This window comes from Maribacter sp. 6B07 (genome assembly GCF_002700155.1).
GTDB classification, from domain to species: domain Bacteria; phylum Bacteroidota; class Bacteroidia; order Flavobacteriales; family Flavobacteriaceae; genus Maribacter; species Maribacter dokdonensis.
Genome location: NZ_PDUT01000004.1, coordinates 620,862 through 643,792 on the forward strand (window position 1 = coordinate 620,862; position 22,931 = coordinate 643,792).

18 protein-coding genes are annotated in these 22,931 nt (G+C 35.8%); 15 read left to right on the forward strand and 3 right to left on the reverse strand.

Going from position 1 to position 22,931, the window contains the following annotated elements:
• Positions 1-6 precede the first annotated feature (6 nt).
• Together CSC80_RS16985 and CSC80_RS16990 are read right to left on the reverse strand one after the other, a co-directional pair.
• Positions 7-1,017, reverse strand: a complete 1,011-nt coding sequence (locus tag CSC80_RS16985; protein WP_099193165.1) for an LLM class flavin-dependent oxidoreductase — start codon at positions 1,015-1,017, stop codon at positions 7-9.
• A gap of 53 nt (positions 1,018-1,070) precedes the next feature.
• Positions 1,071-1,340 (reverse strand): metalloregulator ArsR/SmtB family transcription factor, encoded by a 270-nt coding sequence (locus CSC80_RS16990; RefSeq protein WP_058105637.1) that lies wholly within the window; start codon positions 1,338-1,340, stop codon positions 1,071-1,073.
• Between the two features lie 655 nt (positions 1,341-1,995).
• On the opposite strand from CSC80_RS16990, the gene CSC80_RS16995 reads away from it, so the two are divergent.
• The 5 genes from CSC80_RS16995 to CSC80_RS17015 all read left to right on the forward strand — a co-directional run bounded on the left by CSC80_RS16995 (position 1,996) and on the right by CSC80_RS17015 (position 6,797).
• Positions 1,996-3,468, forward strand: coding sequence for a potassium/proton antiporter (locus CSC80_RS16995; RefSeq protein WP_099193166.1), 1,473 nt, complete (start codon positions 1,996-1,998; stop codon positions 3,466-3,468).
• Position 3,469: 1 nt separating this feature from the next.
• A complete protein-coding gene (locus tag CSC80_RS17000; RefSeq protein ID WP_099193167.1) occupies positions 3,470-3,844 on the forward strand; it encodes a hypothetical protein in 375 nt (124 codons plus the stop codon).
• 104 nt (positions 3,845-3,948) lie between these two features.
• Positions 3,949-4,428: a hypothetical protein gene (locus tag CSC80_RS17005; RefSeq protein ID WP_099193168.1), complete on the forward strand. Its 480-nt coding sequence runs from the start codon at positions 3,949-3,951 to the stop codon at positions 4,426-4,428.
• A 132-nt stretch (positions 4,429-4,560) separates the two neighbouring features.
• Positions 4,561-5,172 carry an alpha-ketoglutarate-dependent dioxygenase AlkB gene (locus CSC80_RS17010; RefSeq protein ID WP_099193169.1) on the forward strand — a complete coding sequence of 204 codons (612 nt, stop codon included), beginning with the start codon at positions 4,561-4,563 and terminating at the stop codon, positions 5,170-5,172.
• A 74-nt stretch (positions 5,173-5,246) separates the two neighbouring features.
• Positions 5,247-6,797 carry an FAD-dependent oxidoreductase gene (locus tag CSC80_RS17015; protein ID WP_099193170.1) on the forward strand — a complete coding sequence of 517 codons (1,551 nt, stop codon included), beginning with the start codon at positions 5,247-5,249 and terminating at the stop codon, positions 6,795-6,797.
• A 177-nt stretch (positions 6,798-6,974) separates the two neighbouring features.
• Here the strand turns inward: CSC80_RS17015 and CSC80_RS17020 are convergent, their stop codons facing one another.
• Positions 6,975-7,211 carry a hypothetical protein gene (locus tag CSC80_RS17020; RefSeq protein WP_074674299.1) on the reverse strand — a complete coding sequence of 79 codons (237 nt, stop codon included), beginning with the start codon at positions 7,209-7,211 and terminating at the stop codon, positions 6,975-6,977.
• Positions 7,212-7,721: 510 nt separating this feature from the next.
• On the opposite strand from CSC80_RS17020, the gene CSC80_RS17025 reads away from it, so the two are divergent.
• The 10 genes from CSC80_RS17025 to CSC80_RS17075 all read left to right on the forward strand — a co-directional run bounded on the left by CSC80_RS17025 (position 7,722) and on the right by CSC80_RS17075 (position 22,725).
• Positions 7,722-9,029: a DEAD/DEAH box helicase gene (locus CSC80_RS17025; RefSeq protein ID WP_099193171.1), complete on the forward strand. Its 1,308-nt coding sequence runs from the start codon at positions 7,722-7,724 to the stop codon at positions 9,027-9,029.
• Between the two features lie 50 nt (positions 9,030-9,079).
• Complete coding sequence (locus CSC80_RS17030; protein ID WP_099193172.1) at positions 9,080-9,772, forward strand: peptidase E; 693 nt, start codon at positions 9,080-9,082, stop codon at positions 9,770-9,772.
• Between the two features lie 494 nt (positions 9,773-10,266).
• A complete protein-coding gene (locus CSC80_RS19725) occupies positions 10,267-12,414 on the forward strand; it encodes an ATP-binding protein (RefSeq protein WP_236973425.1) in 2,148 nt (715 codons plus the stop codon).
• A 6-nt stretch (positions 12,415-12,420) separates the two neighbouring features.
• The gene (locus tag CSC80_RS19730) at positions 12,421-14,580 is read left to right on the forward strand and encodes an ATP-binding protein (RefSeq protein WP_236973426.1); all 2,160 of its coding nucleotides are present in this window, start codon (positions 12,421-12,423) and stop codon (positions 14,578-14,580) included.
• A 6-nt stretch (positions 14,581-14,586) separates the two neighbouring features.
• Positions 14,587-18,240: a sensor histidine kinase gene (locus tag CSC80_RS17050; RefSeq protein WP_099193173.1), complete on the forward strand. Its 3,654-nt coding sequence runs from the start codon at positions 14,587-14,589 to the stop codon at positions 18,238-18,240.
• A 51-nt stretch (positions 18,241-18,291) separates the two neighbouring features.
• The gene (locus tag CSC80_RS17055) at positions 18,292-18,666 is read left to right on the forward strand and encodes a response regulator (RefSeq protein WP_071339703.1); all 375 of its coding nucleotides are present in this window, start codon (positions 18,292-18,294) and stop codon (positions 18,664-18,666) included.
• A gap of 4 nt (positions 18,667-18,670) precedes the next feature.
• A complete protein-coding gene (locus CSC80_RS17060) occupies positions 18,671-19,711 on the forward strand; it encodes an adenylate/guanylate cyclase domain-containing protein (protein WP_071339704.1) in 1,041 nt (346 codons plus the stop codon).
• A 23-nt stretch (positions 19,712-19,734) separates the two neighbouring features.
• A complete protein-coding gene (locus CSC80_RS17065) occupies positions 19,735-20,361 on the forward strand; it encodes a Pycsar system effector family protein (RefSeq protein ID WP_236973427.1) in 627 nt (208 codons plus the stop codon).
• 74 nt (positions 20,362-20,435) lie between these two features.
• Complete coding sequence (locus tag CSC80_RS17070; RefSeq protein WP_099193398.1) at positions 20,436-21,929, forward strand: M28 family peptidase; 1,494 nt, start codon at positions 20,436-20,438, stop codon at positions 21,927-21,929.
• A 52-nt stretch (positions 21,930-21,981) separates the two neighbouring features.
• Positions 21,982-22,725 carry a DUF6090 family protein gene (locus tag CSC80_RS17075; protein WP_071339705.1) on the forward strand — a complete coding sequence of 248 codons (744 nt, stop codon included), beginning with the start codon at positions 21,982-21,984 and terminating at the stop codon, positions 22,723-22,725.
• The last annotated feature ends 206 nt before the right edge of the window (positions 22,726-22,931 follow it).

The window sequence follows — 22,931 nt, forward strand, 5'->3', positions numbered from 1 at the left end:
GGAGAATTATCCCTTCTCCCCATTCAATTCTTTCATAATCTCGGCAAACATGCGGTATGATTTTATACGGTCTTTACCATCATAAATATTGGTAACCGCAATAAGTTCGTCTACTTGGGTATCGTTTATAAACTGTTGCACTTGTTTTTTAACGGTTTCTTTGCTACCAATAAAGGAATACTTCAACATTTGCTGTACAGACGGATTTTTACTCAATTCACGTAAATCAGGAGTCATGGGTACCGGTGGTTGCATATAGCCCCTTTTTCCTGTCAACAAACCAATAATCATTTTATAAAGAGATGTTGAAATGCGTTCCGCTTCTTCATCTGTATCCGCAATGATAATATTTACGCCTGCCATAGTATACGGTTTCTCCAAAACCTTAGAAGGCTGAAACTCCTGATGGTAAATTTGCAAGGCGTTCATTAAATGGTTCGTAGCGAAGTGACTCGCAAATGCATAGGGCAATCCTTTTTTGGCGGCTAAGTGTGCACTATCCGTGCTTGAACCTAAAATATATAAAGGTACCTCTACCCCTTCCGCCAGTGTAACACGCACTTTTGCGTCTGCATTTTCCGTAGAGAAATAGCGCTGAATTTTTTCCACTTCTAACGGAAAAGACTGTGCCGCCTGGTAAAAATCTGACCGTATGGCTTGGGCGGTTAATTGATCGGTTCCCGGTGCACGCCCCAAACCTAGGTCTATTCTATTTGGGTACAGTATTCCTAAAGTTCCAAACTGCTCTGCAATTATCAATGGGGAATGATTTGGTAGCATAATACCACCTGACCCCACTCTTATAGTTTTTGTTCCTTCGGCAATGTAGCCCATTAATACAGACGTGGCGCTACTACCAATAGCTATAGAATTATGATGCTCTGCCAACCAAAATCGGTTGTACCCCACTTCTTCCGCAGCTTGTGCCAATGCCAAAGAGTGGTCAAAAGTATCTTTTAACGTTGTACCCCCTGATACAATGGCCAAATCCAATATAGAATATTTAATATTTTTCATTCAAATAATTTCATTAATACATTTAAAAGTATCTATATGTTTTATCAAAAAAACTACAGTTGCTTCAGTCGTAACATGTAATTATCCCAAACTTCATGATTTAAGGAATAGTGATAATTACGTCCTATTTTATGCTGATTGATGAGTTCTGCCTCAACCAACCTTTTTATATGATGACTGATGGAAGGTTGACTTAAATCCAGCAGGTTACACGCTTTGGTGCATTCAACCTTGCCTTGATTTTTCTGCATATACTGCAGTATTTTTAAACGATTTACATCACTTAATGCTTTAGATATTTTCTCCACTTGTTTTAGCTCCATGATGATATATTATATAGATACATGTAAATATATAGATAAATATTGACACTAAACTTTTATTGTGATTCTCTTAATAATGATTAACTTGACTTTAGGAATAATACTACAACCAACAGATGACTAAAATTACCAAAACACCCCATATTGTTTTCTGGATTCTGATTCCCATAATACTACTCACAGGATTTCTAAAACCTGATAAAACATTCTACTTTAATATTCATGACACCTATTATGTACTGGGGTTAATCAATTTAGCGGTACTAATCTCTATTATATTTGCAATTATAGGTTTTGGATACTGGGTCGTAATTAAACTGAACAGAAGGTTAGTAAATTGGCTGACCGTGATTCATTTAATCATTACCGTTATTGGTTTCTGCTTAATTTTATTCATCCCATTTTTCTTATCAGATTCAAATAAAGATTTTGGTTCTAATTTAACTGTGACTTTATCTACACTTGCGGCAGTCTGTGTACAATTACTATACCTCATAAATATTATAACTGCCTTCATTAGAAAAATTAATTAGTTTTTTAATAAATCAGGGTTATAATACAACATGTTAACATTGTGCCAAACCTTAACATTTGTATTGGTTTTTTGATAAATGATCTAACTTTGTTGCCTTAAAATTAAGGCAACTGACCACCAATGAACCTTACCATAGAAAACATACTTCTTGTAGGCTCTATATTACTGTTTATCAGTATTATAGTCGGTAAGACCTCTTACAAATTCGGGGTACCTACATTGATTCTTTTCTTAGCCATAGGTATGCTTGCCGGATCTGATGGTATTGGCGGTATTCAGTTTGATGATCCTAAGCTTGCCCAATTCATTGGTATTGTCTCTCTTAACTTTATATTGTTTTCTGGTGGTTTAGATACCAATTGGAACGCTGTAAAACCTATTTTAAAAGAGGGACTTGTGCTATCTACCCTAGGGGTTTTGCTCACAGCGATCACCCTTGGAACTTTCGTCTATTATATTACCGATTTTACCATATACGAAAGCATGTTGTTGGGCTCTATTGTATCTTCTACAGATGCCGCAGCGGTTTTCTCCATTTTACGTTCTAAAAATTTAGCTTTAAAAAGTAATCTAAGACCCACGTTAGAGCTTGAAAGTGGTAGTAACGACCCCATGGCTTATGTGCTTACTCTTGCTTTTTTGACCTTGGTCATTAACCAAGACCTGAGCGTTCTCTCTATCATTCCCTTGTTTTTACAACAAATGATATTGGGCGGCATTGGTGGTTTTGTATTTGGAAAGCTCAGTGAAATTATCATAAACAAAATTAAATTAGGCTTTGAAGGTTTGTACCCTGTGCTGGTCATTGCCTTAATGTTCATAACCTTTTCCGCTACAGACGCTGTTGGCGGTAATGGCTTCTTGGCTATTTACATTTGTGCCGTGTATTTAGGCAATCAAGATTTAATACATAAGTCTACCATTTTAAAAATGTTCGATGGTATGGCTTGGCTAATGCAGATCGTATTGTTCTTGACCTTAGGTCTACTCGTTTTCCCTTCTCAGATTTTACCTTATTTAGGTATTGGTCTGCTTATATCGGTATTCTTAATTCTTGTGGCAAGACCTGTAAGTGTTTTATTAAGCCTTATGTTCTTTAAAATGAAACTAGGGAGACGTTTCTATATCTCATGGGTGGGCTTACGTGGTGCAGTGCCTATCGTATTTGCAACTTATCCCCTATTGGCAGGCATTGATAAGGCCAATATTATATTTAGTATCGTATTCTTTATATCGGTTTCATCGGTTTTAATCCAAGGTACTACCCTATCTATTTTTGCCAAATGGCTTAATGTTGCTTTACCGGAAGAGGTAAAACCAATTGCCGAAAACGATAGGTATATACTTAATCTACCCAAATCTGCTATGGAAGAAGTTACGGTTGCTCCCAACAGTTTTGCTGTAGAAAAACGAATTATAGATTTACATTTTCCCAGGTCGGCTTTTATTGTCATGATAAAGAGAAATGGTAAATTTGTACGTCCGGGCGGTGCTACGGTGATTGAAGCAAATGATATTTTGGTTTTACTTCTAGATAATGAAGAAAGCTTAAAAGAAGTTAATGAAATACTGGACCAAGTAGTTATAGCGTAAAATGCAAAGTTTTAACAACATAGTAAAAGTTCTACTCCTCGTTACAATTTATTGTTTCGGGCTAGTTAATTCTGCAGATGCCTTAACCAACTTTAACCAAACACCATTAATCGAAAATAGCGAGCAAAAAAGCTATTTTTCAGCGTCCACCAAACTTTTATCTCCACATGCCCAGCAAACTGAAGTTTCGGTTTCAGATGTTGCCGAAGTTGTTTCGCCTAATTACAAGCTTCCGTTTACTGGCTTTACCGCTAGCCTTAGCAGTATTGATTTTGCCTCTATTTCTAGATACAGGCAATATATTCTTTATGCCAAAACGTTATTGATCAAGTTTAGAAAAACTGATCTTATTTTTCCTTTCCATAATTTCTGGTAGACCCTTTTAAACAGGCTATCACTTTGATAGCTAAATAACTAGGTCTTATGATGTATCACTTTACATCATACAATAATCAGTATTAAAAAATTAAAATTTACAACATGGAATTTGGAGTAACTGCTATTGGTTTAGCATCTGTTGCACTATGTGCAATGCCTTTTGTTTTAACGAACAGAAACAGAAAAATAAAAGAAAAAAAAATGATGTCATCTTTAAACGACATCGCAACTACACATCATTGTAAACTAACGGAATATGAGATTTTTGGTCACTATGCCATAGGTATGGACACTGAAAAGAAATTTGTATTCTTTATCTCAAAAAATGGCGAAGAACTACATCAACAGTATGCCGATTTAGCCACCATTAAAACTACTGAAATTGCGAACATAGGTAAATCCTTTGCAAGAAAAGAGAAAATTACAGAGCGATTGCTGCTGCAACTTTTCCCAAAAAACACCAATGTACCAGATGTAGTTTTTGAATTTTATGATGTTGAAGTCAACTATCAACTAAGTGGAGAATTTCAGTCCATAGAAAAATGGAACAAGGCGATTAAAAACTTGCTCAAAAGCAATTAGTATATATCATCAAAGTTCTTTTTAATTATAAAAGCGAATAGAAAATCTTATAAAAAAGGTTAACTATTCGCTTTTGCTTTTAAGATGATTACCAAGTACTTTAGTGCTCTGAATTGTTAGAAAGCAAGCATTATGAAATTATTTGATATTGAGGTTGACCATAAGAAAAACCTACTTCCACGTGACGGAACGGTACATTATTTTGGTAAAATATTAAATGAGGAAGACGCTATACACTACCTAAATGTCTTATTGAACAAAATAAAATGGAAGAATGATGAAGCCATCATCTTTGGCAAAAAGATCATAACCAAACGAAAAGTAGCGTGGTATGGCAAAAAACCTTTTCAATATACCTACTCTAAAACTACTAAACTAGCCCTACCGTGGACTGCAGAGTTGCTTCAATTAAAATCTAAAGTAGAGCAAGAAAGCGGAGAAACCTTTAACTCTTGTCTATTAAACCTATATCATGATGGCAGCGAGGGCATGGCGTGGCATAGTGATGGAGAAAAAGACCTGAAAAAAAATGGCGCAATAGCTTCAGTCAGTTTTGGATCGGAGCGAAAATTTGCATTTAAACACAAAGAAACGAAAGAAAAGGTTGAACTCGTTTTAGAGCACGGTAGCCTTTTAATTATGAAAGATGCAACACAGACCCACTGGTTACATAGATTGCCACCCACTACAAAAAGTAAAACACCAAGAGTAAACCTGACATTTAGAACCATCGTTGAAAAATAATTTTACAGTAACAGACCTTATGCATTTTTAAGCCGCTACAGCTTTACATCATCTTTTTACTTTAATTTTGCCCCATGGTTAGAAATGTACAGCTAAGGTTAACTTTAAAGGAAGAAGCAACCCCACACGGATTACAAATTCGTACAGCGCAATATCTTGGACTCGAAGAAGGGTCTTTTACCCTTAAAGTCTTACGTAAATCTATTGATGCACGTAAACCTAAAATTGTTTTCAATTACAAATTGGCGGTATATATTAACGAGCCCGCACCTAACGACGCCCTTCATTTTGAATATAAAGATGTATCAAAAGCCAAACCCATACATATTGTAGGATTTGGACCTGCAGGTATGTGGGCTGCGCTACGTTGTTTAGAAATGGGTTACAAACCTATTGTTTTGGAACGTGGTAACAATGTAAAAGAACGCAGGCGAGATTTGAAGGCCATTAACCAAGACCATCAGGTAAACCCTGAGAGTAATTACTGTTTTGGTGAAGGTGGCGCAGGTACGTATTCTGATGGAAAACTATACACCCGTAGTCTTAAACGTGGAGATGTACGTCGCATATTCGAAAGTTTGGTATTTCATGGTGCAACAGACCAAATATTAGTAGATGCACATCCACATATAGGGACCAATAAGCTCCCTAAAATTGTACAGAATATTCGTGAAGTTATACAGCAGCACGGTGGTGAAGTTCATTTTAATACCAAGGTGACCGATTTTGTTATCAAGGACAATACGTTAAAAGCCATTGTTTTAAACGACAATAATGAAATGGCCGTGGATCGCGTAATTTTGGCTACGGGACATTCCGCTCGTGACATTTTTGACTTATTACATAAAAAAGATATTGCGCTACAAGCAAAATCATTTGCCATGGGCGTGCGTGTAGAGCATCCGCAACATATCATAGACAGTATTCAATACCACTGCTCTGGTGACCGAAGCGAATTGTTACCTGCAGCTTCTTATAGTTTAGTGGAACAAGTGAAGGAACGTGGCGTATATTCGTTCTGTATGTGCCCTGGCGGATTCATAGTGCCTGCTGCCACTTCCCCTGGCGAGGTGGTTGTAAACGGGATGTCTCCATCAAAACGAAATAACCTGTATGCAAACTCGGGTATCGTGGTGGAAATTAATGTGGATAAGGATATCCCTAAATATGAGAAATTCGGGGCTTTGAAAGGATTGGAATATCAAAAGAATTTAGAGCGACTGGCATTCACTTCTGGCGGAAGAACGCAAACTGCCCCAGCTCAGCGATTAACCGATTTTGTAGAAGGAAACTTATCCGTAGACCTTAATCCTACCTCGTACCAACCCGGATTAAACTCCGCTCCCCTACACTCCCTGTTACCTAAACTTATTGGTAGTAGATTGCGACAAGGCTTTAAAGCTTTTGGTGATAAAATGCATGGTTATTACACAGCCGAAGCAAATATTGTGGGCGTGGAATCCAGAACCTCATCACCTGTGAGCATCCCTAGAAACGAAAAACTGGAACACCCAGTGATTAAAGGACTTTTCCCATGTGGTGAAGGTGGTGGCTATGCCGGTGGAATTGTTTCTGCAGCAATGGATGGCGAAAGATGTGCGGAAGCTGCTATGGCAGGGTTGTAATTTAAGTGCAACTTGGTTGTTAGTTGTTAGTTGTTAGTTGTTAGTTGTTAAAAACTATAAAATTTAGCTTTACTAAATACGATTGGTCAGGAACTAATCAAAAAAAGTCTATTCTCTATATTCTATTTTCTAACTTCTTAATACTTTGTACTTAATACTTAATACCAACTACTGTAATTACGCCATTTTAGGCTTGTTAGCCTTAGTAATAAAATTCAAATCTCTTTTAATTCTTGAATTTTTGAATTTGTATAAACGAGCAACCTCAGTAGTAGATTCCGCTTTAACTTCATTTGTAGTTTCCGTAACAATGCTCATTTCAATAGTTTCAACTTTAACCTCTGAAGTTGTGTTTTGAGCTTGAGCAGTAAAGCTTAAAAAGATGATGAAGATGATAGTTGCTAATGTTTTCATGACTTGCGTTTTGTTACAATTATAAAACGCTGTAGACCTTGTTTTACTAGGTGATGAATCGCTGAAAAACACCGTATTCTCGTTACTTGACAAAGATTCGGATTAAGTGTAAAATCTCGTCGATTAACGACATTGCCCCTATTTTCACCTTACCGATTTTTAGTGTCTTTAATCGACAATCGATGTTTTAAATACAAGCGCAATCTCAAAAATCAAGTTCAGGATTAGTTGTTGGTTGTTGGTTGTTGGTTGTTAGTTGTTAGTTGTTAGTTGTTAGTTGTTAGAAACTATAAAATTTAGCTTTGTTAAATACAATTGATTAGAAACTAATCAAAAAAAAGTCTATTCTCTTTATTCTATTTTCGTACTTCCAACTACTTTATACATTATATTTTATACTTCTTACTTAATACTTAATACTTCTTACTTTGTACTCAACACTTTGCACTTTAACCCCACATTACAATTCCTTCCACATTAAAGCGTACCTTTGCAGCTTATTAAAATTTTATGACATTTAAAGAACTCGGCTTAGCCGAACCTATCCTTAAGGCATTAGAGGCTGAAGGATATACTCACCCTACTCCAATTCAAGAACAATCCATACCCATATTACTGAAAGGCAAAGATTTATTGGGCGTTGCACAAACGGGAACCGGTAAAACGGCCGCATTTGGTATTCCTATCCTACATCAATTATATGAAGGTATAAGTCTTAGCCAGAATAAAAGAAAAATTAAGGCGCTGATAGTAACACCTACCCGGGAACTTGCCATTCAAATAGCCGAAAGTTTTACGGCGTACGGAAAATACACAGGCCTACGTAATACCGTTATTTTTGGCGGAGTAAAACAGGGTAAGCAAGTAAACGCCCTTAGAGGAGGCGTTGATATATTAATTGCTACTCCCGGTCGCTTATTAGACCTAATGAACCAAGGTTTTATTTCTTTCAGAGATTTAGAGCACGTAGTACTTGATGAAGCTGACCAAATGCTGGACATGGGCTTTATTCATGATATCAAGAAAATCATCGCAAAATTGCCTCCTAAACGACAGTCATTATTCTTTTCGGCAACTATGCCAAAAGACATTGTTGAGCTTTCTAGAAAAATGTTGGGCGATTTTGAACGCGTTACCATTAAACCAGAACAAGCTACAGCAGAGAAAGTTGAACAAGGGGTATATTTTATTAGCAAGCCTAACAAACCAAAACTGCTTATCCATATTATTAAAGAGAACCCTGAGAGTACGCTTATTGTTTTCTCCAGAACTAAGCATGGTGCCAATAAAATTGTCAAGAAATTAGACCAAGCAGGTATACGTTCTGCAGCCATACACGGTAATAAATCGCAAACTGCAAGACAAAAGGCACTAAGTGCTTTTAAAGAAGGAGATCTTAAGGTTTTGGTTGCAACTGATATTGCCGCAAGGGGTATTGATGTAGAAGACCTTTCATTGGTCGTTAATTATGATTTACCAAACGTATCCGAAACGTATGTTCACCGTATAGGCAGAACAGGTAGGGCAAATGCAAGTGGTACGGCACTTTCTTTTTGTGACAAAGAAGAAAGACCCTACTTACGTGATATCGAGAAATTGATTAAACAATCTGTACCTCGCATGCCAGAGCATCAATTTGTAGATGAAGATACTCCGCAAGATACGGGCAGTCAACCGGCACAACAACAAAGAAAACAAGGCAACTCCCGTAATAAAAACAAAAACAGAAACAGGCCTGGTGGTAACAACTTTAGAGGTAAGAACAATAGGAATTCGAGCAGACCTAAAAAACGAACAGATTCTAGCAGAAGCGAATAGCTTCTGTTAGAAATTCATTTTATCTTTAGCATAAACATTTTATCGTCTTTATGAAAAAGCAAATGGTAATTTACGGCAGTGGACGCCATACCGTACCTTTCTTAAACTACATTGCCAAAGCTACCGGCAAGGAAAAACCGAATATGTGTTTTATTCCTACAGCTAGTGGTGAAGACGCTCAGTATATTGCTTCTTTCTATGAGGTGTGCTCACAGATAGATGTTACCCCACATGTACTTTCGGTTTGGATTAATTCTTACGACCAAAAAGAATCGTTCGAAGAGATTATCTCTCGGATGGATGCCATAATCGTTGGTGGTGGAAATACGTTGAACATGCTCGCCATTTGGAAAGCGCAAGGCATTGATGTTGCCCTTAAAAAAGCTTATGACAACGGCGTAGTTATGGGTGGTGGCAGCGCTGGTTCTTTATGCTGGTTTAATGGCGGTACTACAGATTCTAGACCAAAAGAATTAAGTATTGTTGGCGGCATGTCATTTATAGACAAGAGCCACTGCCCGCATTACAATTCTGAAACTTCACGAAGACCTTTATACTTTGAAAACATAAAGACCGGAAAACTATCCGATGGTTATGCCTGTGACGACCGTTCCGCTATACATTTTATTGATGGTGAAGTTCATACTTCAGTCTCATTGAACAATGAAAACCATTCGTACTACGTCTATTTAAATGATGGTGAAATTGTGGAAGAACTGATACCGAGTACTGTTATTTCATAACTTCAATCTATAACTATATTTTACGTACTAATATCCTTATTAAGGATTCTAGTTCATCTCTTGCATCTAAATTCTTAATAAAACACTCTTAAAGTAAAAGTTATTACGTACTTTAAGGGTGTAAAATTCCCCTTTATTTTTCTGATTCATAATATGTTGCTCATCACCCCCCTGATGTGTAGCCTTATTTGTCTTGTGTTTAATTCAAAAAATTAAATACGAGGATGAAGTTGTAATCAGTGCTATTTTTTTTAAACCAACCACCAATTTGTGCATGAAATTAGCTGTAAAAAGGGAAAATCAAGTCCTTGAAATCTATACCAAATGGCTACTTGGTTACATAAATGTCTACCTAACAACCCATACTTACATTTTCAATGATGACACTTGTTTTAATGGTACTTCCGTCAATAAGTTATCTTTAATTATCTCTTCAACCTCCAATTTCTTTAGAACCATTTTTGAACTAGGTTCAACTAATAACTTAAAAATTAATGATTAAACAATCCCTCCTATTCATCACGCTATTTTTCTCTATGCTAATTACGGCAAGTGGGCAAGAAAACCCGGTAGATAAAAATGGATTGGCACTAGATACCATTATACATTTTACGAAAGCAGATGTAGATCCACTATTTGGTTTAACGTTTAAAAATAGAGAAGGTTGGATTTTTAAATCGGGCAATGAAAAAGATTTATCTCCTGTAGAGATTGATTTAGCTGGCTGGGAACGATTAAGTCCTTCTGAGATAACTAATGATATGGTAGATAGTTCTGGAAAATTTGAAGGATGGTTCAGATTGCAGTTTACTATTGACAGTGCTATAGCAAAGCTTCCTCTCTACTTAGATAAAGAAGATCATGCTGCAGAGGATATTTATTTAAATGGAAAGTTGTTCCGCCAATTTGGCGAAAAAGGGAACGATAGAGCCTCATTTAAAGAACACATTCAAGATTTTGAAATAAGAACCCCAATATTTTTAGAACCTGATACAGTACATACATTAACGATACATTATGTTGACTATAGCACTTATGGAAACATAACCAAAGCTCTAGTGGGTTCAACCAGAATTGTATCCAACGCGTATTTTGACTATATGAGTTTATTGAGTTTTAAAGCTTTATTTGACTTGATCAGCTCTTTTATATTCTCAATTCTTTTCTGGCTTCTCTATATTCTAATTAGAGATGAAAAGGAGTTATTAATTATAGCTCTTTTTTGCACTGTAATGTTACTAGAAACCATTGCATCGGCATTCTTTGGTGGAGATAGTTTATTTTTCACCCTACCTTCTAACATCATGATTACATTAGATTATGTAAGTAATATTTTATTTTTCTTCTTCCCTATATTATGTCTTTTATTGGGCTATAGGATGTTATATGGAAACCTTAAAAAATGGTTGATTCTATTCTGTATAATAGCATCTTTAGCAATGTATTTCAGTTCTTATTCCTACCTAATTACGGTAATAGGTATTGCCATATTTTTACTCATTTTCGCATTAAAATCCAGAAAAAAAGTAATATCTGTCAGGGTAGTCATGTTTAGTTTATTTTTATCATTTACTACTTCCTATCTAGGACTTATATATAGATGGCTCGCTTCTGGTGATCATCTTAGTTTAAGATTAGTTTCTGTAAATAGTGACTTAATCGGTAAGGGAATTTTTTATTTTGGAATGTTGGCATTTGTCGCTTATCGCATGAGAGAGAAAAATGAGGATATGCGTAAAAATGCAATGGAACTTGTAAAGGTCGAAGCTGAAAAGAGTACGCTTATTGCTTCTCAAAATGAAAAGTTAGAATTAAAAGTAAAAGAAAGAACATCAGAATTAAATCAATCTTTAGATGAATTAAAAACCACCCAATCCCAACTCATCCAATCCGAAAAAATGGCGAGTCTCGGAGAACTCACAGCCGGCATTGCCCATGAAATTCAAAACCCCTTAAACTTCGTCAATAATTTCTCTGAAGTAAGCAATGAACTTATTGATGAAATGAACGAGGAATTGGATAAAGGAGATCTTGAAGAGGTGAAAGCTATTTCGTTGGATATCAAACAAAACCTTGAAAAAATAAACCATCACGGCAAACGTGCGGACAATATTGTAAAAGGTATGTTACAACATTCTAGAAGCAATAGCGGCACAAAAGAACCAACTGATATTAATGCCCTTGCAGATGAGTATTTGCGCTTGGCCTATCATGGTCTACGGGCAAAGGATAAATCATTTAATGCAGAACTCATTACAAATTTTGACGAGAGCATTGGAAAAGTAAATATTGTACCACAAGACATGGGGCGGGTAATTCTTAATTTGATCACCAATGCTTTTTATGCGGTAAACGAGAAAAAACAAAGGGATGTTAGTTTTAAGCCGATAGTTACTGTCAGTAGCAAAAAGTCTGATGAACATATCACCATTAGTGTTTCTGACAACGGTAATGGTATTCCTGATAAAGTAAAAGAGAAAATATTCCAACCCTTTTTCACCACCAAACCTACCGGGCAGGGTACCGGCTTGGGTTTAAGTATGAGTTACGATATTATTACTAAGGGGCATAGTGGTGAATTGCTGGTAACAACACAACAAGGTGAAGGAACTACATTTAAAATCATTTTTCCTTTAATTTAAATGATAATGAAACATATATTATACATTATTGGTTTTCTACTACCGTTGACAGTTTTTAGTCAAGAAAACAAAGTGTTAACAATTTCAGATACCACCTTAGTAAATAGATGGGCATATCTTGAATCTAATTGGAGTTATAAAAAGGGTGATGATATTAATTGGTCTGACCCTAAATTTGATGATTCATCTTGGACAACAATCTCAAGTAAAAATTTAAACAAACCAAATAATAAAATTATTGGTGGCGACAATGAAATTGTATGGTTTCGCAAGCTTATTAAAACAGACAGCACGTTCAATAATCCTATTGTGTTAAATGTTTCTCAAGTTGGTGCTTCTGAAATTTATCTTGATGGTAAACTTGTACGTACCCTTGGTAAAGTGAGTTCCAATCCTGAAGAAATTGAAACGATCATTTCCTGGAAAATTGTATTTCACTTGCCTTTAGAAAAAAATAAAGAACATCTATTGGCTATTAGGTTTGTAAATTCTCAGCATGAATATCCTAAATATTATATGAACGAGGGTCTTATTAACATACAAGCTACCTCATTACATAATATATTAACCACCGATCCTAGACTTGTTACTCCACGTAAAGAGGTAAGAAATTATTACAACAATTTATATATAGTCTTGGGTATCGTATTATTTATGTTTGTACTTTTTCTTTGTTTGTATATATTTTTTAAACGCGAAAAAATCAATGGCTATTTTGCATTAACAAGTCTATTATACTCCTGTTTTCTGGGTACCGTTTTGTTGGAATATAAAACTAACGTTTATGAGTTTAAATATGATTTTATTATTAGTATTCTTAATGTCCTCTACCCCTTAGCTGTTCTCTATTGCATTTACAAAATTTTCAATAAACGTATTGGGTATTTTTATTGGGGTATTGCAGTAATAGGTATCCTATCCATCCTTTCAGGGTTTCTTGTCTCTTCAGTATATACCGGATCTATTTTTGGAGTTATCATACTTTTTGAATTTCTACGAGTTAGTAGTCTTTCATTTAAATCTGATAAAATCGGAGCTCTAATTTTTCTTTTAACGGGTGTCCTTAATTTAATATTTTGGGTTATATATACATTAAATATCCTAGGCTATATTCATCTACCACAATTAATCTACTATGTACCTTTTGCCCATGTCCTACTACCCTTAAGTATCGCCATATATTTGGGCTATTTCTTTGGTAACCGAAGTCAATCCTTACGTTTAAATTTAGAACGTGTTCAAAAACTATCCAAAGAAAAAGAATCCATTTTATCTCAACAAAAAGATACTTTAGAGCAACTAGTTAAAGAAAGAACATTAGAATTAAATCAATCTTTAGATGAATTAAAAACCACCCAATCTCAACTCATCCAATCTGAAAAAATGGCGAGCCTTGGTGAACTCACAGCCGGCATTGCCCATGAAATCCAAAACCCCTTAAACTTCGTCAACAATTTCTCTGAAGTAAGCAACGAACTTGTTGATGAAATGAACGAGGAATTGGATAAAGGAGATCTTGAAGAAGTCAAAGCTATTTCGCTGGATATCAAACAAAACCTTGAGAAAATAAACCATCACGGCAAACGTGCGGACAATATTGTAAAAGGTATGTTACAACATTCTAGAAGTAGCAGTGGCACAAAAGAACCTACAGATATCAATGCCCTTGCAGATGAATATTTGCGCTTGGCCTATCATGGTCTTCGGGCAAAGGATAAGTCATTTAATGCAGAACTCATTACCGATTTTGACGAGAACATGGGAAAAGTAAATATTGTACCACAGGACATGGGGCGGGTAATTCTCAATTTAATTACCAATGCCTTTTATGCGGTAAATGAAAAAGCTAATTCTGACATTGAAGGTTATAAACCTACCGTAAAAATTACATCAAAGCGAACTCCCCTCCTTGGAGGGGTTGGGGGTGGGTCTCAAAGTGTACAAATTTCTATTTCCGATAACGGTAACGGCATTCCGAAGGAAATTGTAGAGAAAATATTCCAACCCTTTTTTACCACTAAACCTACTGGGCAAGGTACCGGCTTGGGTTTAAGTATGAGTTATGATATTGTAACGAAAGGGCATGGTGGTAAATTAATAGTAGAAACGTCTGAAAACAAGGGAACCACCTTCATTATAGAATTGCCAAACTCAACCGATAACTAGACCAGTATGAAGAACATAACATTAATAAGACCAATATTCTTAATCAGTATCTTTTACGGTCTATTTCTGATTTCTTGCCACAAACAGAGCAAGTCTGAAGATGAAACTACGGTGGGTGATTATAAAGTTCCAAAAACCATTCCTTTACAATTTACGGACCCCGAACCTTTTGAATGGGAAATTATAACCAACGACACGCTGACAACTCCTATATCGTATGATTTAAATGTGGATGCCTTGCCCAGCAAACCTTTTGAACTAAACACGTTTAAACCGCTGAAGTCCTCAATGAAGGAATACGATTTGGACTGGGACAATTATCGTACGGGTGAATTAAAATTTGATTCCGTGCCCTTTACAGTAACCAAATCCCCCATAAAAAAACCGACCATTACCAAAATGAAACCTCCAGGAAATATGGACGGTACCCATGTTAACTTACTACAACTTTCTACCAATGAAGGATTGCCCTCTAATGATGTTACTTCCTTTTTAGAAACCGAAGATGGGGCTATTTGGATAGGGTCTTCTGCAACCAATACACCACTAACCTACTATGATGGTGAGAACGCCTTTGTATATGATTACCCAGGAGTGTACAAAATGACCTTTGACCATCAAGGTAAACTTTGGTTGGTTAGTCCGGGTCCTCGTTTTTTAACAGTATTGGATTTTAAGAATAATACGGCATACAAGATTACCATGACAGACAATTTTACACCTTTCGATATTCTTTGCGACCATACAGGGACAATCTACCTGAATTCACTTACTGAAGGATTCTACGCAATGGATGCGGAAATGAAAAGTTTACGAAAGATTAAAAATGAAGGCTCCAATAAACCTTGGAAAATATTTGAGGACAGCAAAAATAATTTATGGCTCAGTTATCAAGATGGTTTGAGCGTGTTGAATCCCTCTAGAAAAGAATTTAGAACAATTTCTAATATAGCCGAATTTGAACTTAACTCTATAGTTTGGGATATTAAAGAAGATGCCAATAATAATATTTGGTTAAGTTATCCTTACCCAGCACCTAATGGTAATTCCAATGCTTCTTCCAGTGTTTTAAGAATAGCAAAAGATAAGCAAATAGTTAGTGTTTTGGGTTCTGAAAACGGATATACCATTACAGGTGATAAACTAGAAGAAGATGCCCAAGGCAACTTATGGATATTTGGATCGACAGAGGCCTTTATACTAAATAAAAATAGGGATGCTTCCAAAACAATTGCCCTAAACGCTACTCTTCAAGGTTCTCTTAGAATACCAACCCCTTTAAAACGTAAAGATGGGTCTATTTGGATTGCTACAAATGATAAAGGAGTAGTCATTGCCAATGAGTTCACTTTAAAGACAGAATATTTTGATGACACAAGAGGCTTAGTAAATAATGAAATATGGGAAATAGAAGAAGATTCAAGTGGAGAACTATGGCTAGGAACGGCTGCGGGGATCAATATTGTCAACTTAAATAAAAAAACTATAAAAGCTCTAGGTTTTGATCAGTTACATTGCAACACTAACACAATTAGTTACATTAAAGAGATCACACCTAATATTTATTTTATAAATACTAGAGATGGCTTTTCTATTCTTGATAGGAAAAATAGTAAACTAACTTCATATGCCAATTCTGCCGCTGTTTTCGGAGCAGGAATTGCAATTATTAACGATTTTACATTTGCTATATATACCAATACAGGTCTGTATGTCTACAATATTGAAAACAACAGCTTTAAAAAAGTAGTTTCTAAAAGTGACCCTGATATTTTAATAGCAGGAAGCGGGTCCATACTATTTTATGATAAAGAAATTCTTTGGATCCCCACTATGAAAGGGTTAGCCAAGGTAAATTTAAAAACGAATGCCGTAAGTTACCTTAGAGAAGAACAAGGTCTTAGCAATAACAACGTATCCATAGCCAAAATTTCTAATGAAGGAGAGCTATGGTTAGCTACCGCAAATGGTATTAACATACTTAACTTAGAACAAAATACGCTTACCCCAATACAAAAAGAAAACGGACTATACCCTACAGATTTTTATGATCTGATAGAAAAAGAAGACATGATGTACGCCGCTAGTGGTAATGGCTTAATTGCCGTGGAAAAAGCCACTGCAAAAACAATAGATAAAGGCTTCTACAATTTTAACGGTGGACTTGGATTTAAATTGAACGATTATTTACAAGGCTCACCTAAATTTTTAAAAAACGGTCAGTTTTGGTCTGGTGTTACTAATTCATCTAGTGAATTTAGGCTGATGGTGTTGAATACTGAACCTAAAATTGATAGTACCATAAGCGCCGTTCAAATTAATAACATGTTCATCATGGATGAAAACCCGGGGTTCGGGTTCAACCTAAAGAAAGATTCTACAAAGGTGCAAACTTCAACCTACGCCATTACCAACAGTATAACATGGGATTCTGTTAAACGTCCTTATAATATTCCCGAAGGACTTATACTACCCTATGACCAGAACAGTATTAGTTTTGGTTACGGTAGTGATGCTATATTTAATAGAGATAAATTAAACTATCGATTTATTCTAGATGGTGAAGATGAAGATTGGAGCTATGCTGCAAATGCCACAAAGACCAAAAATTATTATAACTTAAAACCAGGGGAATACACCTTTAAAGTGGCTGATAGAAGTGGTAATAGCGGCTGGTCCGTACCAGATACACTTTCATTTAAAATAAAGCCGCCATGGTGGCAAACTTGGTGGGCATACTTGCTCTTCGGTTTAATTGCAGCTAGTATTTTAAGGGCATATATTGTTTTTAGAGCCAGAAAATTAACTAAAGAGAATAGAATCTTAGAAGAACGTGTTTCTCATAGAACGGTTCAGCTTAAGACTAAAATAGACGAATTAAAGTCTACACAATCAAAGCTTATCCAATCCGAGAAAATGGCAAGCTTGGGTGAACTCACTGCCGGCATTGCCCATGAAATTCAGAATCCGTTAAACTTTGTCAACAACTTCTCTGAGGTAAATAAAGAACTTCTGGAAGAACTGGAAGAAGAAATTGATAATGGTAATTATGATGAAGTAAAGGCTTTGGCTAAAGATGTATCTGCCAACGAAGATAAAATTATCTTTCATGGCAAACGTGCCGATGGTATCGTGAAAGGAATGCTACAGCATAGCCGTAGCAGCACCGGTCAAAAAGAAATGACCGATATCAATACTTTATCAGATGAATACCTACGCCTAGCCTATCATGGTTTACGTGCAAAGGACAAAAGCTTCAATGCCACGTTAAATACCGACTTTGATGATGCTATCGGTAAAATAAACATTGTTGGCCAGGATATTGGGAGGGTTATTCTAAACCTTATTACCAATGCCTTTTATGTGGTAAAAAAGAAAAAAGAAGAAAACCCAAATGGTTACGAACCTACCGTTTCTGTAAGTACAGAAAAACAGGGCAATATGGTGCTTATTAAAGTATCTGATAATGGTAATGGAGTGCCTAAAGAGGTATTGGATAAAATATTTCAGCCCTTTTTCACTACCAAACCTTCTGGTGAAGGCACCGGATTAGGACTATCACTAAGCTATGATATTGTAAAGGTACATGGTGGCGAATTAACGGTAGAAACAAAACAAGGAGAAGGCACCACCTTCACCATCTCATTACCAATGAATTAAATAGCAAAATGTTCCCTCATTATAATATGTACAAATACAAAAAAACAGATTATGAAGATATTAGTTGTAGATGACGAACAAGATGTAAAAGTGCTTTTTCAACAGCGTTTTAGAAAAGAAATAAGAAAAGAGGAACTAGAATTTGTTTTTGCATTCTCTGGAGAAGATGCACTCAAAATTATGAAAACTATGGAGCATGAAGCGGTATTGATTCTATCAGATATCAATATGCCTGGCATGAGCGGCTTAGAGTTATTGGATAACATCAAAAAAAATTATGTAAAACCACCACCAATGGTTATGATGATTACCGCTTATGGAGATGATGAAAATAGAACAATGGCAAAAAATCTAGGTGCGGACGACTTTCTAACCAAACCTTTAGATTTTTCACTTCTTAAAGACAAGCTGATAAACTTAACGTAAGACTATGGCAAAAATAATGGTAGTAGATGATGAGACGGACTTAGAGATTCTCATCAAACAGAAATTTAGAAAACAGATACGGCAGAACGAATACGAGTTTGTATTTGCTATAAACGGTAGAGATGCGCTAGAGAAACTTGGGGAAAATCCTGGTATAGATATTGTTTTGAGCGATATTAACATGCCAGAGATGGACGGTCTTACCCTACTCTCGGAATTGCATGAATCTAGCCCTTTAATTAAATCGGTTATTGTTTCCGCCTATGGTGACATGGAAAATATTCGTGTAGCCATGAACCGAGGTGCCTTTGATTTTATCACCAAACCCATAAACTTTGAAGACTTAACGATTACGATGGAAAAGACTTTAAAGCATGCCATGGAAATTAGAAAAACACTGCAGGCCATTAAAGAAAACAATATTCTAAAAATGTATGTTGATGAAAACGTACTCAATTTTATGGGTGGCCAAGAGTATGAGTCTAAAATAATGGCAAACGAGAATATTGAAGGTACCATAATGTTTGTAGACGTATGCGGATTCACAAAAATTAGTGAAACCACTAGTCCTGACATTGTTGTTTCAATGCTAAATACCTATTTCGATACCATGGTCAAAGAAATAATGGAGCAAGATGGTATTATAGACAAATTTATAGGTGATGCCGTCATGGCCGTTTTTAGAGGAGAATATCATTTAGACCGTGCCATTGATGCCGCATTGGCCATTAGAAATCAAGTGAACAGCTTACCCAAAGAGGAAGGCAAAGAAACATACCAGCCAAAAGTTTCTATAGGTATTAAAAGTGGTGAAATGATTTCCGGAAATATTGGTTCCGCTACCCTTAAGCGTCTAGATTACACTGTTATAGGAGACTCGGTAAATACTGCCGCTAGATTGCAAGATGCCGCTAAAGAAAATCAAATTATCATCTGTGAAAGTTGTTACGAACAGGTAAAAGAGGCTTTTAAATGTGAGAACCTAGGTAGTATTAACATGAAGAACAAAGCAAAACCTCTTACGGTGTACAATGTGATAGAATAGCCATTGAAACTAAATTTAAAGCCATGACCAAACCGATTGACAATAAAAACCAGAATTCCAATAAAACCAAACAAGAGCATAACCCATTGTCCGCTTTTGAGAAAGGTCTTTTAGATGAATTAAAATCCAAGGGACATGCAGAAGAATTAGTAGATCATTATTGGGGCACCATTAATTATGTATCTGGACTCATAAAGGCTTCGGAATTGAAGGCGGGACTTATACTCTCTTTTTACGGTATTATTCTCAATTTCATCTACCAAAGTGCTGCTCCAGTAATGCATTCCGTATCAAATGCCATTTTGTTCTATATACTAATTGGACTGTGGTTTGTAGCTACCGTAGTTTCCATTTTTTTTAGTGTACGCTGCTTTATTCCAAAACTTGAAGGGAACTACAGTGATAATGTGTTTTATTTTGGAGATGTCATTACCAAATTTGGAACCATCAAAGAATTTTCAAGGAAATTTTACAACGTGAGCATTAATGAACAAGAAGTTTTTGAGCAACTGGGGGAACAGATTTACATCAATTCAAAAATATCTGCGTGGAAGTTTAGAAACGTTCAACGATCTATATTCTTTTTAGCTATTAGCCTTGTACTACTGCTATTAACAGCAGTTTATTATGGAGTGTTAAGAATTATGTGACCATAACACAGACCGCTATAACACTTAAATGTATTATTTAAAACTAACATCAAATAACCCATATAATGAATACTATGAAACCTTTACTACTACTTATAACTTTATGCTTGACCACTCTGGTTTTTGCTCAGACAGATTCAGAAAAAGCAGAGATGACCGTTGATAAAAATGAAATTGAGGGACATATATATTTTTTGGCCGATGATGCCCTAAAAGGTCGTGCTACTGGATCTCCAGAATTAAAAATAGCGGCATCCTATCTAGCTAATACTTTACGCGGGTATGGCATAAAACCGCATTCTGCCATAAATTCTTACTATCAGAAATTTAATTTAATACAAACCACTGCACCCAAAGTACTTAAGGTTTCTATAAATGGGGAAAACTATCCACACACCATTGCAGTGGAAGCAAAAGGGAGTGATCTTTCCGGAGAAGCAATCTATCTTAATTTTGGAATTGAAGAAGATTACAAAGGAAAAGATGTCAACGGAAAACTTATTATAGTAAAAGGTGGAACTTCAGAAGCTTCAGATGCTAGAGCAGTTTATAATGCACATAAAGAAAAACAGGAATTAGCAATCAAAAATGGGGCAATAGGGTTACTTGAGATGACTTTACTTGAAGAAGATTGGTGGACCAGGGTTTCTCATTTCATGGAAGAAGGTGTTAAGATACCTGATACTAAAGATGAACAAATGCCAAAACCAGATTTTATTCATCTTTGGGTAAATTCCTCAGCTAATAAACTTGCTACATTCAATAATGCTAAGCTAGCATATGCAATAGAAACTGACGGAATAAAAGAAGAAACACTAGAAACACAAAATGTAATAGGTGTTCTAGAAGGTACCGATCCAAAATTAAAAGAAGAATTCATTATGTATTCTGCACATTATGACCATGTGGGTATTGGTAAACCTGATGCTGTGGGTGATAGTATTTATAATGGTGCACGGGATAATGCCATAGGCACTACTGCTGTTTTAAGTATGGCAGAGAATATTGGAAAGTTTCCTACAAAACGGTCAGCTATATTCATTTTTTTTACCGGAGAGGAAAAAGGTTTATTAGGTAGTCAATATTATGTTGAGCACCCTATATTTCCACTCAAGCAAATAGTATATGGTTTCAATACCGATGGTGGAGGGTATAACAATACAAAATTGGCTACCGTAATTGGATTAAATAGAACAACAGCACAAAAACATATTGTTTCAGGTGCCGCAACTTTTGGTTTAAAAGCCATTGATGACCCTGCTCCTGAACAAGGACTATTTGATCGTAGCGATAATGTAAGCTTTGCCAGTAAGGGTGTTCCCGCCCCTACTTATTCAACTGGTTTTGATGCCTTTGATGATGAAATTAACAAATATTACCACCAACCTGGTGATGAGGCGGATAGTTTGGATTATGATTATCTATTGAAATTTTACCAAGGCTATGTGCTCTCAGGTAGGTTGATAGCCAATGACCCTGAAACTCCTTTTTGGGTGAAAGATGATAAATATGAAGCTGCAGGTAATGTGTTGTATGGTAAAGTTCCTGAAGCTCCAATTAAAAATTGAACCCCCTCTAAAATAAATCAATTTGACGCCAAGAAATCAGAACAATTGACCAATGATTAATTTCTTTAGAAAAATCCGCAGAAACCTGCTCGAAGAAGGCAAAGTCTCCAAGTACTTAAAATACGCCATCGGTGAAATTATTCTCGTTGTTGTTGGAATATTGATTGCATTACAGATTAATAATTGGAATGAGTATCGTAAAAGCAGAAAAGTAGAATTGAATTACCTCAAGAACATTCAAGAAGATATACTATCGGATTCTTTATATTTTGAAAGAAGTTGGTTTAAAAGAGGTGATAAAAAAATACAAGGCTTAAATAAAGCTAAAAATTATTATCTGAACGGTATTATACCAACCGATACCATCACATTTATAAATGATGTTGCTTATGGAGGTATTTATGGCATCGGTAGGCTTACCCCTAATAACAGAACTTATAATGAGTTGTCAAGTACAGGTAATATTAGCCTAATCTCAGACCAAGACATTCGTGATGAGATTGTTGCGTACTATTTAAATTTAGAATTCTTATATGAATATGGAGCCGATTCACGGAGTGATTATCCTCATTTTATGAACTCATATAAAGTATTTAACCCTAAATTTCCAGATTCAGTAAGCCCCGCCGAAATCCCCATTCTTTTAAAAATGATGCGTAAGGATAAATTTTACCAACTCACTAATTCAGAATTAACCTATGCCTATTCCATTCTAAATAGGCTTGAATATGTCAAAAAAGATGCTGCACTCTTATATCACAGAATAGATAATTATTTAGAGCATCATGAAAAGTAAGATTCAAGCTAGTTTTTAATTACCCATCACTTACCACTCCAAGATGAAGAAAATGATTGTGCACAGTGTATACTTCTATCGAATCTTAAATAAATAATTTCTAAGCAGACTCAAAGAACCCACCCCTAGCCCCTCCAAGGAGGGGAATGTTTAATTGCTTTACTCCAACCAATTCATAGAATGATACGTGTAAAATAACATTTAAA

Excerpts from the sequence above, each read along its gene's own strand:
- CSC80_RS16985 (WP_099193165.1), bottom strand. The coding sequence starts at position 1,017 with ATGAAAAATATTAAATATTCTATATTGGATTTGGCCATTGTATCAGGG.
- CSC80_RS16990 (WP_058105637.1), bottom strand. The coding sequence starts at position 1,340 with ATGGAGCTAAAACAAGTGGAGAAAATATCTAAAGCATTAAGTGATGTA.
- CSC80_RS16995 (WP_099193166.1), top strand. The coding sequence starts at position 1,996 with ATGAACCTTACCATAGAAAACATACTTCTTGTAGGCTCTATATTACTG.
- CSC80_RS17000 (WP_099193167.1), top strand. The coding sequence starts at position 3,470 with ATGCAAAGTTTTAACAACATAGTAAAAGTTCTACTCCTCGTTACAATT.
- CSC80_RS17005 (WP_099193168.1), top strand. The coding sequence starts at position 3,949 with ATGGAATTTGGAGTAACTGCTATTGGTTTAGCATCTGTTGCACTATGT.
- CSC80_RS17010 (WP_099193169.1), top strand. The coding sequence starts at position 4,561 with ATGAAATTATTTGATATTGAGGTTGACCATAAGAAAAACCTACTTCCA.
- CSC80_RS17015 (WP_099193170.1), top strand. The coding sequence starts at position 5,247 with ATGGTTAGAAATGTACAGCTAAGGTTAACTTTAAAGGAAGAAGCAACC.
- CSC80_RS17020 (WP_074674299.1), bottom strand. The coding sequence starts at position 7,211 with ATGAAAACATTAGCAACTATCATCTTCATCATCTTTTTAAGCTTTACT.
- CSC80_RS17025 (WP_099193171.1), top strand. The coding sequence starts at position 7,722 with ATGACATTTAAAGAACTCGGCTTAGCCGAACCTATCCTTAAGGCATTA.
- CSC80_RS17030 (WP_099193172.1), top strand. The coding sequence starts at position 9,080 with ATGAAAAAGCAAATGGTAATTTACGGCAGTGGACGCCATACCGTACCT.
- CSC80_RS19725 (WP_236973425.1), top strand. The coding sequence starts at position 10,267 with ATGATTAAACAATCCCTCCTATTCATCACGCTATTTTTCTCTATGCTA.
- CSC80_RS19730 (WP_236973426.1), top strand. The coding sequence starts at position 12,421 with ATGAAACATATATTATACATTATTGGTTTTCTACTACCGTTGACAGTT.
- CSC80_RS17050 (WP_099193173.1), top strand. The coding sequence starts at position 14,587 with ATGAAGAACATAACATTAATAAGACCAATATTCTTAATCAGTATCTTT.
- CSC80_RS17055 (WP_071339703.1), top strand. The coding sequence starts at position 18,292 with ATGAAGATATTAGTTGTAGATGACGAACAAGATGTAAAAGTGCTTTTT.
- CSC80_RS17060 (WP_071339704.1), top strand. The coding sequence starts at position 18,671 with ATGGCAAAAATAATGGTAGTAGATGATGAGACGGACTTAGAGATTCTC.
- CSC80_RS17065 (WP_236973427.1), top strand. The coding sequence starts at position 19,735 with ATGACCAAACCGATTGACAATAAAAACCAGAATTCCAATAAAACCAAA.
- CSC80_RS17070 (WP_099193398.1), top strand. The coding sequence starts at position 20,436 with ATGAAACCTTTACTACTACTTATAACTTTATGCTTGACCACTCTGGTT.
- CSC80_RS17075 (WP_071339705.1), top strand. The coding sequence starts at position 21,982 with ATGATTAATTTCTTTAGAAAAATCCGCAGAAACCTGCTCGAAGAAGGC.